At 63.9% G+C, this 12894-nt stretch carries 13 protein-coding genes; 8 read left to right on the forward strand and 5 right to left on the reverse strand.

Translation table 11 applies throughout. The annotated features are described in order from the left end of the window. Positions 1-458 precede the first annotated feature (458 nt). Positions 459-1298: a universal stress protein gene (locus HNS03_RS19890; RefSeq protein WP_367197795.1), complete on the reverse strand. Its 840-nt coding sequence runs from the start codon at positions 1296-1298 to the stop codon at positions 459-461. Positions 1299-1406: 108 nt separating this feature from the next. On the opposite strand from HNS03_RS19890, the gene HNS03_RS19895 reads away from it, so the two are divergent. Then, on the forward strand, positions 1407-2906 hold the full coding sequence (locus HNS03_RS19895; protein WP_367197796.1) for an MFS transporter: 1500 nt from the start codon (positions 1407-1409) through the stop codon (positions 2904-2906). Between the two features lie 150 nt (positions 2907-3056). Here the strand turns inward: HNS03_RS19895 and HNS03_RS19900 are convergent, their stop codons facing one another. Together HNS03_RS19900 and HNS03_RS19905 are read right to left on the reverse strand one after the other, a co-directional pair. Beyond that, complete coding sequence (locus HNS03_RS19900) at positions 3057-3563, reverse strand: GNAT family N-acetyltransferase (RefSeq protein WP_367197797.1); 507 nt, start codon at positions 3561-3563, stop codon at positions 3057-3059. After that, positions 3560-4195, reverse strand: a complete 636-nt coding sequence (locus HNS03_RS19905) for a TetR/AcrR family transcriptional regulator (RefSeq protein WP_367197798.1) — start codon at positions 4193-4195, stop codon at positions 3560-3562. Before HNS03_RS19905 ends, HNS03_RS19900 begins: the two co-directional genes overlap by 4 nt. Before the next feature lie 268 nt (positions 4196-4463). On the opposite strand from HNS03_RS19905, the gene HNS03_RS19910 reads away from it, so the two are divergent. The 7 genes from HNS03_RS19910 to HNS03_RS19940 all read left to right on the forward strand — a co-directional run bounded on the left by HNS03_RS19910 (position 4464) and on the right by HNS03_RS19940 (position 10943). Beyond that, positions 4464-6065 (forward strand): ABC transporter substrate-binding protein, encoded by a 1602-nt coding sequence (locus HNS03_RS19910; protein ID WP_367197799.1) that lies wholly within the window; start codon positions 4464-4466, stop codon positions 6063-6065. A gap of 90 nt (positions 6066-6155) precedes the next feature. Next, entirely contained in the window at positions 6156-7163 is a 1008-nt protein-coding gene (locus HNS03_RS19915) for an ABC transporter permease subunit (RefSeq protein ID WP_367197800.1), read from the forward strand. Positions 7164-7245: 82 nt separating this feature from the next. Continuing rightward, positions 7246-8100 (forward strand): ABC transporter permease subunit, encoded by an 855-nt coding sequence (locus tag HNS03_RS19920; protein WP_367197872.1) that lies wholly within the window; start codon positions 7246-7248, stop codon positions 8098-8100. A 2-nt stretch (positions 8101-8102) separates the two neighbouring features. Continuing rightward, positions 8103-8600: a hypothetical protein gene (locus tag HNS03_RS19925; protein ID WP_367197801.1), complete on the forward strand. Its 498-nt coding sequence runs from the start codon at positions 8103-8105 to the stop codon at positions 8598-8600. Next, positions 8600-9574: an ABC transporter ATP-binding protein gene (locus HNS03_RS19930; protein WP_367197802.1), complete on the forward strand. Its 975-nt coding sequence runs from the start codon at positions 8600-8602 to the stop codon at positions 9572-9574. Before HNS03_RS19925 ends, HNS03_RS19930 begins: the two co-directional genes overlap by 1 nt. After that, complete coding sequence (locus tag HNS03_RS19935) at positions 9571-10581, forward strand: dipeptide ABC transporter ATP-binding protein (protein WP_367197803.1); 1011 nt, start codon at positions 9571-9573, stop codon at positions 10579-10581. Before HNS03_RS19930 ends, HNS03_RS19935 begins: the two co-directional genes overlap by 4 nt. A 146-nt stretch (positions 10582-10727) precedes the next feature. Beyond that, complete coding sequence (locus HNS03_RS19940; protein WP_367197804.1) at positions 10728-10943, forward strand: hypothetical protein; 216 nt, start codon at positions 10728-10730, stop codon at positions 10941-10943. A 196-nt stretch (positions 10944-11139) separates the two neighbouring features. Here the strand turns inward: HNS03_RS19940 and HNS03_RS19945 are convergent, their stop codons facing one another. Beyond that, positions 11140-11847, reverse strand: a complete 708-nt coding sequence (locus HNS03_RS19945; protein WP_367197805.1) for a fumarylacetoacetate hydrolase family protein — start codon at positions 11845-11847, stop codon at positions 11140-11142. Continuing rightward, positions 11844-12884 carry a cupin domain-containing protein gene (locus HNS03_RS19950; protein WP_367197806.1) on the reverse strand — a complete coding sequence of 347 codons (1041 nt, stop codon included), beginning with the start codon at positions 12882-12884 and terminating at the stop codon, positions 11844-11846. Before HNS03_RS19950 ends, HNS03_RS19945 begins: the two co-directional genes overlap by 4 nt. Between the last annotated feature and the right edge of the window lie 10 nt (positions 12885-12894).

Below are 12894 nucleotides of genomic sequence, written 5' to 3' on the forward strand. Positions count from 1 at the left end.
GAGCAAATCCCGGACGGAAAACCGGTTCCCACTTTTCCTGGGATTTCGCGCAGCCAGCGCGCGACCGCGCGTCGGCCGTTATGGGCCGCGCCCGCGCAGCCGCGAGCGAAGCTCGCTAGCGTGAGCGCTTATTTTCAGAGCAAATCCCGGACGGAAAACCGGTTCCCACTTTTCCTGGGATTTGCGCAGCCAGCGCGCGACCGCGCGTCGGCCCTAATGGGCCGCGCCCGCGCAGCCGCGAGCGTAGCTCGCTGGCGTGAGCGCTTATTTTCAGAGCAAATCCCGGACGGAAAACCGGTTCCCACTTTTCCTGGGATTTGCGAAGCCAGCGCGCGACCGCGCGTCGGCCGTTATGGGCCGCGCCCGCGCAGCCGCGAGCGAAGCTCGCTAGCGTGAGCGCTTATTTTCAGAGCAAATCCCGGACGGAAAACCGGTTCCCACTTTTCCTGGGATTTGCCCTAATGCGCCAGAAACACCGGGATCGGCGATTCGGCGATCAGGTGGCGGGTGGCGCCACCGAAAATCATCTGCCGGAGCCGGCTCTGGGTATAGGCCCCTTTGACCAGCAGATCGGCGCCCAGCGCGGCGGCCTCGCGTAAAATGGTCTCGCCGGAGCGTACCTTGCCGTCCGGCAGGGTTTTCAAATCGGCTTTGATGCCGTTCTCCGCCAAGCGATGCACCACCGCCGTGCCATCCGGGCGATGGCTGAGCGTGCCGTCGTCGTCGAAAACGATCACGCGCTCCGCCTGTCGCAGCAGCGGCTTGGCGAAGGCGATGGTCCGCGCGGTTTCGCTCGAGCCGTTCCAAACCACGACGGCCGTCTTGCCGAAATCCTCGACGTTCGCGCGCGGCGCCAGGAGCACCGGTCCGCCGCTGTCGAAGAGGGCGGCCTCGAGCGTGGTGATCGTGCTGCCGCCGATTTTGGCGCTCGGCTGTCCGACGACGGTGAGATCGAAGGCGCGGCCGTAGCTTCCCAGGAACTCGTCGCCCGAGCCGGGCTCGCTGTACCAGCGCCACCGCGCCCCTTCGCCGAGCCCGCCATTGTTTTCCGTCAGGCCGTGTTCGGCCATGATGCGGGCGAACAGGGCGCGCGCCTCCTCATCTGAATGCTGGTCGTCCCATTCCGGATCTGTCACGATGGCGACACTTGCCGGATCCCATCCGATTGCCGCGATCTGGGCGCGCCTAAGCGCGAAGCCCGTGAGGCACGCCGACAGCTTCGTGGTAAGCTTCGCTGCCAACGTAAGAATCTGGCCGGCCGATTCGTGCGGCTCGACCGGCGCGAGAAGTGTCTTCATGCCTGCTCTCCGCAGTTTCGTCCCGACCGGGCCGACATCCAATTCCTTCGCTCCGAACGTCCACGGTTCCTGGGCCTTTGGCGCCAACCGCCGGCAACGGGAACGCCGATGACCGAGCCTCGATCGAGCCCTGAAAAAGCGGCGGTCCCGGCAGGATCCGGACGGTCGTTCTTCACGATCTTTCCGTCGATCATTTTGCCGATCTTTCTGGCCGTGGTCGACCAGACAATTGTCGCGACGGCGCTTCCGGCTATCGCCTCCGACATGGGAGAGGTCGATCGGCTCTCCTGGGTCGTGGTGTCCTATCTGGTGGCGGCCACGATCGCCGCGCCCGTCTATGGCCGGCTGGGAGATCATTTCGGCCGCCGCCGGCTGATTTTCGTGGCGCTCGCCGTCTTCATGGTCGCCTCGTTGTTGTGCGGGCTCTCCCAGTCCATTGTCATGCTGACCTTCGCGCGCGTGCTGCAGGGCTTCGGCGGGGGCGGGCTGATGACGTTGTCCCAGGCGCTGGTCGGCGAGACGGTGACGCCGCGCGAACGCGCCCGCTATCAGGGTTACATCGCGGCCGTCGCCGTGTCGTCGAGCACGTTCGGCCCCGTGGCGGGCGGCTTCCTGACCGAACATTTCGGTTGGCAGTCGGTGTTCTTGATCAATCTCCCGCTCGGGCTTGTCGCCGTGGGGCTTGCGCTCCGGTTGCCGCGGTCGCGCCGCTCCCGCGAGGCGCTGCACTTCGACGGAATGGGCCTGTTCTGGTTCGCCGCCTTTATCAGCACGGTGCTGATTGCCCTGGAGGAGGCCCAGGCCGTGTTTTTGGGCACCTGGCATCTCGCGGCCATTCTCGGTCTTGCCGCCGTGGCAGCCGCGGTGCTCCTGTTCCGGCGCGAGCGGCGCACCACGTCGCCATTGTTGCCGCTTGCTCTCTTGCGCGACCCCACGATCTGGCGGGCCGACGGGCTGGCCGCCTGCCATGGCGGCATGCTGGTGGCGATGATCACGTTCCTCCCGTTCTATCTCCGCGTCGCCCACGGCACATCGGCGGCGACCACAGGTCTGCTGTTGCTGCCGTTGACGGCCGGCATCGGATTGGGCTCGCTGGTGACCGGACGGCTGGTTGGTCGCACCGGCCAGACCGCGATCTTTCCCTCCGTCGGCCTGATCGGCGCCGTCTCCGTGCTGTTCGCCCTGGCGCTTGGTGCGCACCGTCTGAGCGCGGGCCAGCTTTCCGCAACGTTCGCCGTCCTGTCGATCTGCATGGGGACGGTGATGGGTGTCGTGCAGTTGACGGTTCAGCTCCAGTCCGGCGCCAAGCAGCTCGGGGCAGGGGCGGCGACGGTGCAGTTCTCCCGTTCGCTCGGGGCGGCCGTGGGAACCGCGCTGGTGGGCGCCGTTCTGTTTTCCACGCTTGCCGTCTCCAATCCGCAAGCCGGCGCCGCTTTCGCCTCGCTCGTGCAGGCGGGACCGGAAGCGCTTGCCAATCTTCCCGTCGATCAGCGCGCGGCCATCGAAAGCGGCTTGGAAGCGGCATTTCGAAACGCCTTCCTGTGCATTGCCGGTTTTGGCGTGTTGGCACTCTATCTGGCGTGGACGCTCCCGATGCGTCGGATCTGAGCCCGGTCTTATCGACGTCGTCGTCGGCGATATCGAGGGGCAAAAAGGGCGGCGAGCACTCGTTTGCGAATGCGGTGGGCGCGCCAGACGCGGGGGCGATGCTGCTGGTCGTGGAGCCAGAAATAGCCGAGCATGGGCGCGCCCCGGCGTCTACGGACGAGGCCGGCCCGACCATTCGAAGCGCTGGCTCCGGACGTCGCCCGACCAGGCGGTGGCGGCGCCGCCTTCGACCAGGCGGAAACCGTTGCGCTCGTAGAGAGTGCGGGCGGTGTCGAGACCTTCGAACGTCGTGAGGTAGGCGCGGGGGTAGTCGCGCGCGTGGAGAAAGTGGATCGCTTCCGCCATCAGCCTTTTGCCGAGGCCGTGCCCTCGGGCTGCCTCCGAAACCACGAACCAGCGCACCCGCGCGCCATCGTCCGTTGCGTTTTCCCCATCCACCGTGATGGTCCCGACCAGATGGTTCTCGCGGTCGTAGGCGGTGAGAAAGAGGTCGCGGGCCGGGTCGAGGCGCGCCATGAAGTCGCCCATCTCGCGGGCGAGCGCGCTTTCGAAGGCTGCGCCGAAGCCCCAGGTGGGTGCGTAATAGGCCATATGAAGCGCGATGGTCGCCGCCAGGGCGCCGGGGCGGTAGCCGTCGAAGGTGAGGTGAGCGGTCATGGTGCGGCTCCCGTCCGGTAAGGGGAAGACGCGGCGGCGCTGAGCGCGAGATCGGCGAGGGTCCGCGCGAACGCGTCGTCCAGGCTGTCCGGCGCCATCACCAGACGTTTCCACACCACCGCGACCACGATCTCGTTGGCGATGGCCGGATCACCCCCGAATGTGCCGTCGGCGACGGCTTCGCCGACCAGACCTTCCACCAGTTCTGCCCGCCCGAGAACGAGCCCTTCCTGGAGGGCGCGGCGGGTTTCGGGGTCGGATGTGGCGGCGGCAACGAGACCGGCGAGAATGCGGCCGGCCGGCGTCTCCCGGTAAAGCCGGAACAACTTGCTCAGGAAGGCGGCGAGGCGCGTCGTCAGCGGCCCCGGGTCGGGCATCAGCACATCCTTGCCGACGATCTCGCTGTAGACATCCACGTACAGCGCCGCCTTCGACGGCCACCAGCGATAGATCGTCTGCTTGCCGACACCGGCCTGGGCCGCGATCGCGTCGACACTGGTGGCTTGGACGCCATCGCGGATCGCGCAGGCAAGGGCCGCTTCCACGATCGCTTTGTGCTTGCGCGAGATGCGTCCCGCGGCGCGCCCGGAGGCCCGGTCCGGGGCGGTAGGCTCGGTTTCCAGTTGGGGCATCGGCTCGGACATGAGTCTTATGATGCCAAAATCGAGACGAGACGTCTAGTTTTGTTTCGATGCGGAGACCAGTTCCTCGTGCGGCAACGGCGCAGCCCTATTCGAAGTTCATAACCGCCTCCAGGAGCCTCCAACCAAGGACAATTTTCCGCGATCACCCTTTGGTGCGCGCGATTGCGAACCAATCGGATTGATTTCGAGATCAAATGAGATTGTCCTGTCTCTGGTGACGTGACAGGTTTTCACGAACTACCAGAGGGAGAACTGCATGAAACGGATATCGGCCCTGACGGCCGCGGCGCTCGGTGCCGCACTTTTTGCATCCGCCGGCGCTGCGCAAGCGAAGACGTTCGTCTACTGCTCGGAAGGCTCGCCGGAAGGCTTCGATCCGGCGCTCTACACCTCCGGCACGACCTTCGACGCCACCTCGAAGAATGTCTTCAACAAGCTCGTGGAGTTCGAGCGCGGGACCACCAAGGTGGTTCCCGGCGTGGCGGAAAGCTGGGACATTTCCGACGACGGCCTGGAATATACCTTCCATCTGCGCCCCGGCGTGAAGTTCCAGTCGACGGACTATTTCACCCCGACCCGTGATATGAACGCGGACGACGTGATCTTTTCCTTCGAGCGCCAGCTCGACCCGGAAAATCCCTATCACCAGTACGTGGAAGGTGCGTCCTGGGAATATTTCAACGGCATGTCGATGCCGGATCTGATCAAATCGATCGAGAAGGTCGACGATATGACGGTGAAGTTCGTGCTCAACCGGCCGGAAGCGCCGATGATCGCGAACCTGGCGATGGATTTCGCCTCCATCCAGTCGAAGGAATATGCCGACCAGCTCGCCGAGGCCGACAACAAGCAGCAGCTCAACCAGAAGCCGGTGGGCACCGGTCCGTTTCAGTTCGTGGCCTATCAGCCGGACGCCGTGATCCGCTACAAGGCGAACCCGGACTACTGGGCCGGCAAGGCGCCGATCGACGATCTCGTCTTCGCCATCACGACCGATCAGGCGGTTCGAATGCAGAAGCTGAAGGCCGGCGAGTGCATGCACGACCCGTATCCGAACCCGGCCGACGTGGACGCCCTCAAGTCGACCGAGGGTCTGACGGTGAAGAGCCAGGAAGGCCTCAATGTGGGCTATCTCGCCTACAACACCAAAGTGGCCCCCTTCGATAACCCGAAGGTTCGCAAGGCGCTCAACATGGCCATCAACAAGCAGGCGATCCTGGACGCGGTGTTCCAGGGCGCCGGCAAGGCCGCCGTTGCGCCGATTCCGCCGACGATGTGGTCCTACAACGAGAACCTGAAGGACGATCCGTACGATCCCGACGCCGCCAAGAAGATGTTGGAGGACGAAGGCGTTACCGACCTGTCCATGAAGGTCTGGGCGATGCCGGTGCAGCGTCCCTACAATCCGAATGCCCGCCGCATGGCGGAGCTCATTCAGGCGGACTTCGCCAAGGTCGGAGTCGATGCCGAAGTCGTCTCCTATGAGTGGGGCGAGTATCTGGAGCGCTCCAAGGCGGAAGACCGCGATGGTGCGGTGCTGCTCGGCTGGACCGGCGACAACGGCGACCCGGACAACTTCCTCGCCGTGCTGCTCGGCTGCGATGCCGTCGGCGGCTCCAACCGGGCTCAGTGGTGCTATCAGCCCTTCGAGGACCTGATCCAGAAGGCGAAGGTCGTCTCCGACACCGACGAGCGCACCAAGCTCTACGAGCAGGCACAGGTGGTCTTCAAGGAGCAGGCCCCCTGGGCGACGATCGCTCACTCCGTCGTCAACGAGGCCATGAGCGATAAGGTCGAGAACTACAAGATCGACCCGTTCGGCGGCCACATCTTCTACGGCGTCGACATCGCCCAGTAGGTCTGAAACGGGCAGCGTTCGCGCCGCCCGAGCCAGCGGTCGCCACGCCGGGGCATCGTCCCTCGGCGTGGCGCGACCTCATGAGGCTCCATGCTCCGCTTTCTCGTGAATCGTGTCGGGATCCTGATCCCGACCTTCATCGGCGTGTCGATCGTCACGTTCGCCTTTATTCGCATTCTGCCCGGCGACCCGATCCTGCTGCTTGCCGGGGAGCGCGGTGTCGATCCGGAACGCTACGCCCAGCTTGAACATATGCTCGGGTTCGACCGTCCGTTGCCGATCCAATATCTGGATTATCTCTGGGGGCTCCTGCACGGCGATTTCGGGACCTCGCTGGTCACCAAGCAGTCGGTGCTCTCGGAATTCCTGGCGCGCTTTCCCGCCACGCTGGAACTCTCCATCTGCGCGATGCTGTTTGCGGTCGTCGTCGGCATTCCCGCCGGCGTAATCGCCGCCGTCCGACGCGGCTCCATCTTCGATCAGACGATCATGACCACGGCCCTGGTCGGCTATTCCATGCCGATCTTCTGGTGGGGCTTGCTCCTGGTCATCTTCTTTTCCGTCAACCTGGGCTGGACCCCGGTCTCGGGGCGGATTTCGCTGATGTACTATTTCCCCGACGTGACCGGCTTCATGCTGATCGATTCCCTGCTGTCCGGGCAGAAGGGAGCGTTCGCCTCCGCGGTCAGCCATCTGATCCTGCCCACCATCGTGCTCGGCACGATCCCGCTCGCCGTCATCGCCCGCCAGACGCGCTCGGCCATGCTGGAGGTGTTGGGCGAGGACTATGTCCGCACCGCGCGCGCCAAAGGACTGCCCGGCTTTCGGGTGGTCGGGCTGCATGCGCTCAGAAATGCGCTCATTCCGGTGGTCACGGTGATCGGCCTGCAGGTCGGCGTCATGATGGCCGGCGCGATCCTGACGGAGACGATTTTCTCCTGGCCGGGGGTCGGCAAGTGGATGGTCGATTCCGTCTTCAAACGGGACTACCCGGTGGTCCAGGGCGGTCTGCTCCTGATCGCGGCCATCGTCATGCTGGTGAATCTCGCTGTGGACGTCCTCTACGGCCTGATCAATCCGCGCATTCGGCAGGGATGACGACATGAGCGATCAAACCGCCGACCAACCGAGCGGATCGGAAACCACGATCGCTCGCTCCGCCAGTGCGGCGCGACGGGCGATGCTGGCGGAGTTCTGGTTCTATTTCTCCGAAAACCGCGGGGCCGTCGCCGGCCTTGCCGTGTTCCTCGCACTGATCGCGGTCGCCGTGTTCGCGCCGCTTCTGGCGCCCTACAACCCCGACGCTCAATTTCGCGATGCGCTTCTGGTCCCGCCGATCTGGGACGAAAACGGGCGCGCCGGCTTTCTGCTCGGCACCGACGCCGTCGGTCGCGATCTCCTCTCCCGGCTGATCTTCGGCGCCCGCTACTCCCTCTTCATCGGCCTGGTGGTGGTCACGTTGGCGTTGATCGGCGGCATCCTTATCGGCCTGGTCGCGGGCTTCTTCCGCGGCTGGATCGACACCGTCATCATGCGGGTGATGGACGTCATCCTGGCGTTTCCGTCGCTGCTTCTGGCGCTGGTGTTGGTGGCGGTGCTGGGGCCGGGGCTTTTGAACGCGATGATCGCGATCGCCGTCGTGCTGCAGCCTCACTTCGTTCGGCTGACGCGGGCCTCCGTGCTGTCGGAAAAGAACAAGGAATATGTCATCTCCGCCCGGGTGGCGGGGGCCGGCAACGTTCGGCTGATGACGAAGACCATCCTGCCGAACTGCCTGGCGCCCTTGATCGTGCAGGCGACGCTGGCCTTTTCCACCGCGATCCTGGATGTCGCCGCCCTCGGCTTCCTCGGCATGGGCGCGCAGCCGCCGACGCCGGAATGGGGCACCATGCTCGCCGACAGCCGCGAGTTCATCACGCGCGCGCCCTGGGTCGTGACCTACCCCGGTCTTGCGATCCTGATCACGGTGCTCGCCATCAACCTGGTCGGCGATGGCCTGCGCGACACTCTCGATCCCAAGCTGAAGCGGAGCTGAATATGGACGCCGAATCTTCGGTTACTCTAAGTATGACTGCTGTGGTGGCTGCTTTTGTGTTCGTTTTGACACAAGCAATTCATCTTGGCGTAAGTATTTATTCTCAACGACGAAGCAGGAAGAATCTTGCAAAGGGAATATATTCCGAAATATGTAGCGTTATGCAGGTTTCTGGATTAGCGTCAAGCAAAGAGGATTTCGAAAAATGGATCGAAAATGCAACTATCGATGAAATTTCGAATCATACTTTGGTAATGCCGTACTATAAAGTTTATGAACAGAATGTATCTCATTTAGGGATGCTTCCTTCTTCGGTCGTTTCTGATATTGTTCTGATATATTTTTTATTTAATAGAATGAATGTTGCTTTTGTTCATATAAAAAAAGGTAATATTGATGAATATTCTCTCTCTAAAATGAAGGATATGATGAAAGAAACTGTTAATGATATTGTAAAAATAAGAAAAAATCTTGACAATGATCTAAAAAAATACTTGTGATGCCGCTTCTCGATATCCGCGACCTGACCGTCACCTTCGCCACCTCCCAGGGGCCGTTTGCGGCCGTCGACGGCGTCGATCTCTCCGTCGATCCCGGCGAGGTGCTCTCCATCGTCGGCGAGTCCGGCTCCGGCAAATCGGTCGCCATGCTGGCGGTGATGGGCCTGCTGCCGCCGACGGCGACCGTCACCGCGTCCCAGATGGCCTTCGACGGCCGAGATCTGCGCAGCCTGCCGTCGCGCAAGCGGCGCCAGGTGATCGGCCGCGACATTTCCATGATCTTCCAGGAGCCGATGTCGAGCCTGAACCCGTGCTTCACTGTCGGCTTCCAGATTGCCGAAGCGCTCAAGACCCATCTCGGCCTCGGCCGGGCGGAGCGCAAGAAGCGCTCGGTGGAGCTCCTGTCGTTGGTCGGCATTCCCGAACCGGAAAAGCGGCTCTCCGCCTTTCCGCACCAGCTTTCCGGCGGCATGAGCCAGCGCGTCATGATCGCCATGGCGATCGCCTGCCGGCCCAAGCTCCTGATCGCGGACGAGCCGACCACGGCGCTCGACGTCACCATTCAGGCCCAGATCCTGGATCTTCTGATCGACCTTCAGAAGGAAACCGGCATGGCGTTGGTGCTGATCACCCACGACATGGGCGTGGTCGCGGAAACGGCGCAGCGGGTGGTGGTGCAATATGCCGGCCGTCAGGTGGAGCGCCAGGAGGTGATCGGCCTGTTCGATACGCCGCACCATCCCTATACCGCAGCCCTGCTGGAGGCTTTGCCCGACCGCGCCGAGGGCGACCGGCTGCCGGCGATCCCCGGTGTGGTGCCCGGCCAGGGCGACCGGCCCGATGGCTGCTTGTTCAATCCGCGCTGCACGTTCGCCGACCACCGTTGCCGCACGGTCGTGCCGCCGCGCCAGTCGCCGGAGCTCGGCGAAGCGCTCTGCCATTATCCCCTCAATCCCGGCGAGGCCGCTGCATGAGCGCCATGATCGAGGCGACCGACGTCGCGCGTCACTACGAGATCGGGCAGGGCATGTTCCGCGATGTTGCCACCTTGAAGGCGGTCGCCGGCGCGACCTTTTCCGTCGAGCGTGGTCGCACTTTGGCGGTGGTGGGGGAATCCGGGTCTGGCAAGTCCACGCTCGCCCGGTTGGTGACCATGATCGAACCGCCGACGGCGGGCCGGCTGGTGATCGACGGGCATGTGGTCGGAGAAGGCGTTCACAGCGCGACGGAGGCGGCCGAGCTGCGCCGGCTGGTGCAGATCGTGTTCCAGAACCCTTATGGCTCGCTCAATCCGCGCCAGAAGATTGGCACCATCCTGGAAGAGCCGTTGGTCATCAACACCAAGCTCTCTATGGCCGAGCGGCGCGACAAGGCGCTCGCCATGCTGGAGAAGGTCGGGCTTCGGCCCGAGCACTATGCGCGTTACCCGCACATGTTCTCCGGCGGTCAGCGCCAGCGCATCGCGGTCGCCCGCGCGCTGATGTTGGACCCGAAGATCCTGGTCCTCGACGAGCCGGTCTCCGCCCTCGATGTCTCGATCCAGGCCCAGGTCTTGAACCTTCTGGCCGACCTGCAGGAGGAGCTGGGACTCACCTACGTCTTCATCAGTCACGATCTGTCCGTCGTGCGTTTCGTGGCTGATGAGGTGCTGGTGCTCTATCTCGGCCGCCCGGTGGAGATCACGTCTGCCGAGGCGGTGTTCCGCCGGCCGCTGCATCCCTATTCGCGGGCGCTGCTCTCCGCGACGCCGGTCGCCGATCCGCGCCGCAAGCGGCAAAACATCAAGCTGACCGGCGAGATCCCGTCGCCGATCCGTCCGCCTTCGGGTTGCGCGTTTCATCCGCGCTGTCCTTATGCCCGCAATGTCTGCGTGGAGACGCGGCCGCCGCTCTATGAGTTCGAGGGGGCCGAGGTTGCCTGTCACGGCATCGCCGAGGGCTGGATCGATCCGGACGCCGGCTGGGGCGAAAGCGCTGCCTAACAGGAATGTCGGAAATGCGGACGCCCTGTTTGCAACTGCGACTGTGTCGCATGTTCAGATGCCGGCGCACACCCTATCTGACTGCGCGAACCGATGGTCGCCAAAGCAGGTGGCTGCACTCCCGTTCCGCGTAGATGGATTTCAAGATGCTTCGTGTTGCTTACGCCGTTCCCGTCATCGGCTGGCTTCTTCGTGATGCTGTCGAGGGTCGACCGAGCGCGCGCGCTTGGTTCATCGCCAATCTTGCGATGATCTGGTTCCTTGCGATCTATTTCTTTGGTTATCCGGCGTTGATCTATCCGCTTCTGTTCATGACAGGCGCCATGCTGGTGACGTTGGTGCGCCTGACGGCTGCGCGGTAGAGCAAATCCCAGGAAAAGTGGGGACCGGTTTTCCGTCCGGGATTTGCCGGGTAAGAAGCTTTTCGCTCTCGCCAGCTCGCTTTGTTCGCGGCTGCGCGGGCGCGGGACTTCCTCGGCCCGGTCGGCGCAAAAAAAGCGAGGTGCGGAGCACCTCGCCTATCTCGTTTCACCTTGGGAGGCGGAAGCGAACGCAGGTCTACTCCGGATCGCCGATGGTGAGTGCGATCGGGGCCAGGCCGTCGATGCCGCCTTCGATCTTGTCGCCGGCCTTGACCGGGCCGACGCCGGCCGGCGTGCCAGTATAGATCAGGTCGCCGGGGGCGAGGTGATAGTAGCCAGACAAATGGCTCACCAGCTCCGGGATCTTCCAGATCAGATCGGTGAGGTGGGCGTCCTGCTTGGTCTCGCCGTTGACGGACAGCCAGATTCGCTGCGGTCCGATCTCGCCGAAATCGGTGGCTTTCGTCATCTCGCTGATGACGGCGGACTGCTCGAAATCCTTGCCGAGATCCCACGGCCGGCCCTTTTCGCGCGAGGCGAGCTGGAGGTCGCGACGGGTCATGTCCAGGCCGGCGGCGTAGCCGTAGACGGCGGCTTCCGCCTCGGCGAGGTCGGCCTTGAACACCGGCTTCGCGATCGCGACCACGAACTCCATCTCGAAATGGTAGTTCTCCGTGCCCGGCGGGTAGGGAACCGTCGCGCCGGAGTGCACGATCGCGGTTGCCGACTTGGTGAAGTAAAACGGCGCCTCGCGGTCCACCTCATAGCCCATCTCGGCGGCGTGGGCGGCATAATTGCGGCCGACGCAGAAAATCCGCCGGACGGGATAGGTGGCCGCTTCGCCGGCAACCGGGACGGCGGGGGTGGTCGGAAGGTCGAACAACATCGCGGTCTCCTCGCTCACCGCGGCCGCTCCTCATAGTAGTCGAGCTTTTTCTGGAGCGGGCGGTCGTGCACTTGGATCAGATAGGCGGGCTCATCGCCGCCGGTATGATCGATTTCGGCGAAGACGGGAACCGAGAACGTGTCCTTCGGTCCCCAGGAAAAAGCCTCGCCGTTGACCTTGGTCGTCCCTTTGCCCTTTACGACGTGGAACACCGCGCTTGCGGAGGAAAGGGACGGGGACAGCTTTTCGCCCGGACGCAGCATCAACGCGGTGAAGCCCAATGTCGGCAGCAGGTCGCCGCCGGTCTCCGGATTGACGTAGTCCATCTCTACCGATTCAGCCCCGCCGAAGGCGGCGAGATCGTTGAGCGCCTTTTCCGTCCGACTCCAGGGGAAGCGCAGGAGCGGGAAGCGCGGCGCCGGTTGGCCGAGCCGGCGGGTCGGGGTCAGGCCGGCGGCCTGATACTCCACCTGAGAGGCGTCGGGACGATTGCGCTGGGCCTGCAGCGGCCCTTCGATCGCATAGGAACCCTCCAGATAATAGTAGAGCGGCAGGTCGAGAGCATCGAGCCAGATCACCGGCTCGGTGCCTTCGTGGCCATGGTCGTGCCACTCGCCGGTTGGCGTCAGCACCAGGTCGCCGTCGTCCATCGGCAGCTTCTCGCCGCCCACGACAGTGTAGCCGCCCTTGCCTTCCACGATCACACGCGCCGCGCTCGGCGTGTGGCGATGGGCGGGTGCGGTTTCGCCCGGCAAAAGAAGCTGTAGCCCGACATAGATCGAGGCGGTCGCCTGCATGGCGCCGTTACCGCGCCCAGGATCGGACAACACCAGTACCCGGCGTTCCGCCTTCTCCACAGGCGTCAGCTCACCGGCTTCCAGCAGCAGCGGGCGGATTGCGTCGAAGGCCCAAAGGTGTGCCTTCGAAACCGGCTGCGGCTGGCCGTGCGGCAGCACGTTGCGCATCATCGGCCACAACGGTGCAACGCCGGCATCGGTCATTGCCTGCCGGTATTCCGCCGGCAGTTCCTCCAGAGTTCCGAGGGTCTGAGACATGGCTTTGCTC

The sequence above is a fragment of the Amorphus sp. 3PC139-8 genome (genome assembly GCF_040750475.1).
In the GTDB taxonomy this organism is placed as follows: Bacteria; Pseudomonadota; Alphaproteobacteria; order Rhizobiales; family Amorphaceae; genus Amorphus.

What these genes read in the sequence shown, in the direction of transcription:
- HNS03_RS19920 (WP_367197872.1), top strand. Translation starts at nt 7,246, where the DNA reads ATGCTGGCGGAGTTCTGGTTCTATTTCTCCGAAAACCGCGGGGCCGTC.
- HNS03_RS19910 (WP_367197799.1), top strand. Translation starts at nt 4,464, where the DNA reads ATGAAACGGATATCGGCCCTGACGGCCGCGGCGCTCGGTGCCGCACTT.
- HNS03_RS19930 (WP_367197802.1), top strand. Translation starts at nt 8,600, where the DNA reads ATGCCGCTTCTCGATATCCGCGACCTGACCGTCACCTTCGCCACCTCC.
- HNS03_RS19915 (WP_367197800.1), top strand. Translation starts at nt 6,156, where the DNA reads ATGCTCCGCTTTCTCGTGAATCGTGTCGGGATCCTGATCCCGACCTTC.
- HNS03_RS19900 (WP_367197797.1), bottom strand. Translation starts at nt 3,563, where the DNA reads ATGACCGCTCACCTCACCTTCGACGGCTACCGCCCCGGCGCCCTGGCG.
- HNS03_RS19925 (WP_367197801.1), top strand. Translation starts at nt 8,103, where the DNA reads ATGGACGCCGAATCTTCGGTTACTCTAAGTATGACTGCTGTGGTGGCT.
- HNS03_RS19940 (WP_367197804.1), top strand. Translation starts at nt 10,728, where the DNA reads ATGCTTCGTGTTGCTTACGCCGTTCCCGTCATCGGCTGGCTTCTTCGT.
- HNS03_RS19895 (WP_367197796.1), top strand. Translation starts at nt 1,407, where the DNA reads ATGACCGAGCCTCGATCGAGCCCTGAAAAAGCGGCGGTCCCGGCAGGA.
- HNS03_RS19935 (WP_367197803.1), top strand. Translation starts at nt 9,571, where the DNA reads ATGAGCGCCATGATCGAGGCGACCGACGTCGCGCGTCACTACGAGATC.
- HNS03_RS19890 (WP_367197795.1), bottom strand. Translation starts at nt 1,298, where the DNA reads ATGAAGACACTTCTCGCGCCGGTCGAGCCGCACGAATCGGCCGGCCAG.
- HNS03_RS19950 (WP_367197806.1), bottom strand. Translation starts at nt 12,884, where the DNA reads ATGTCTCAGACCCTCGGAACTCTGGAGGAACTGCCGGCGGAATACCGG.
- HNS03_RS19905 (WP_367197798.1), bottom strand. Translation starts at nt 4,195, where the DNA reads ATGCCCCAACTGGAAACCGAGCCTACCGCCCCGGACCGGGCCTCCGGG.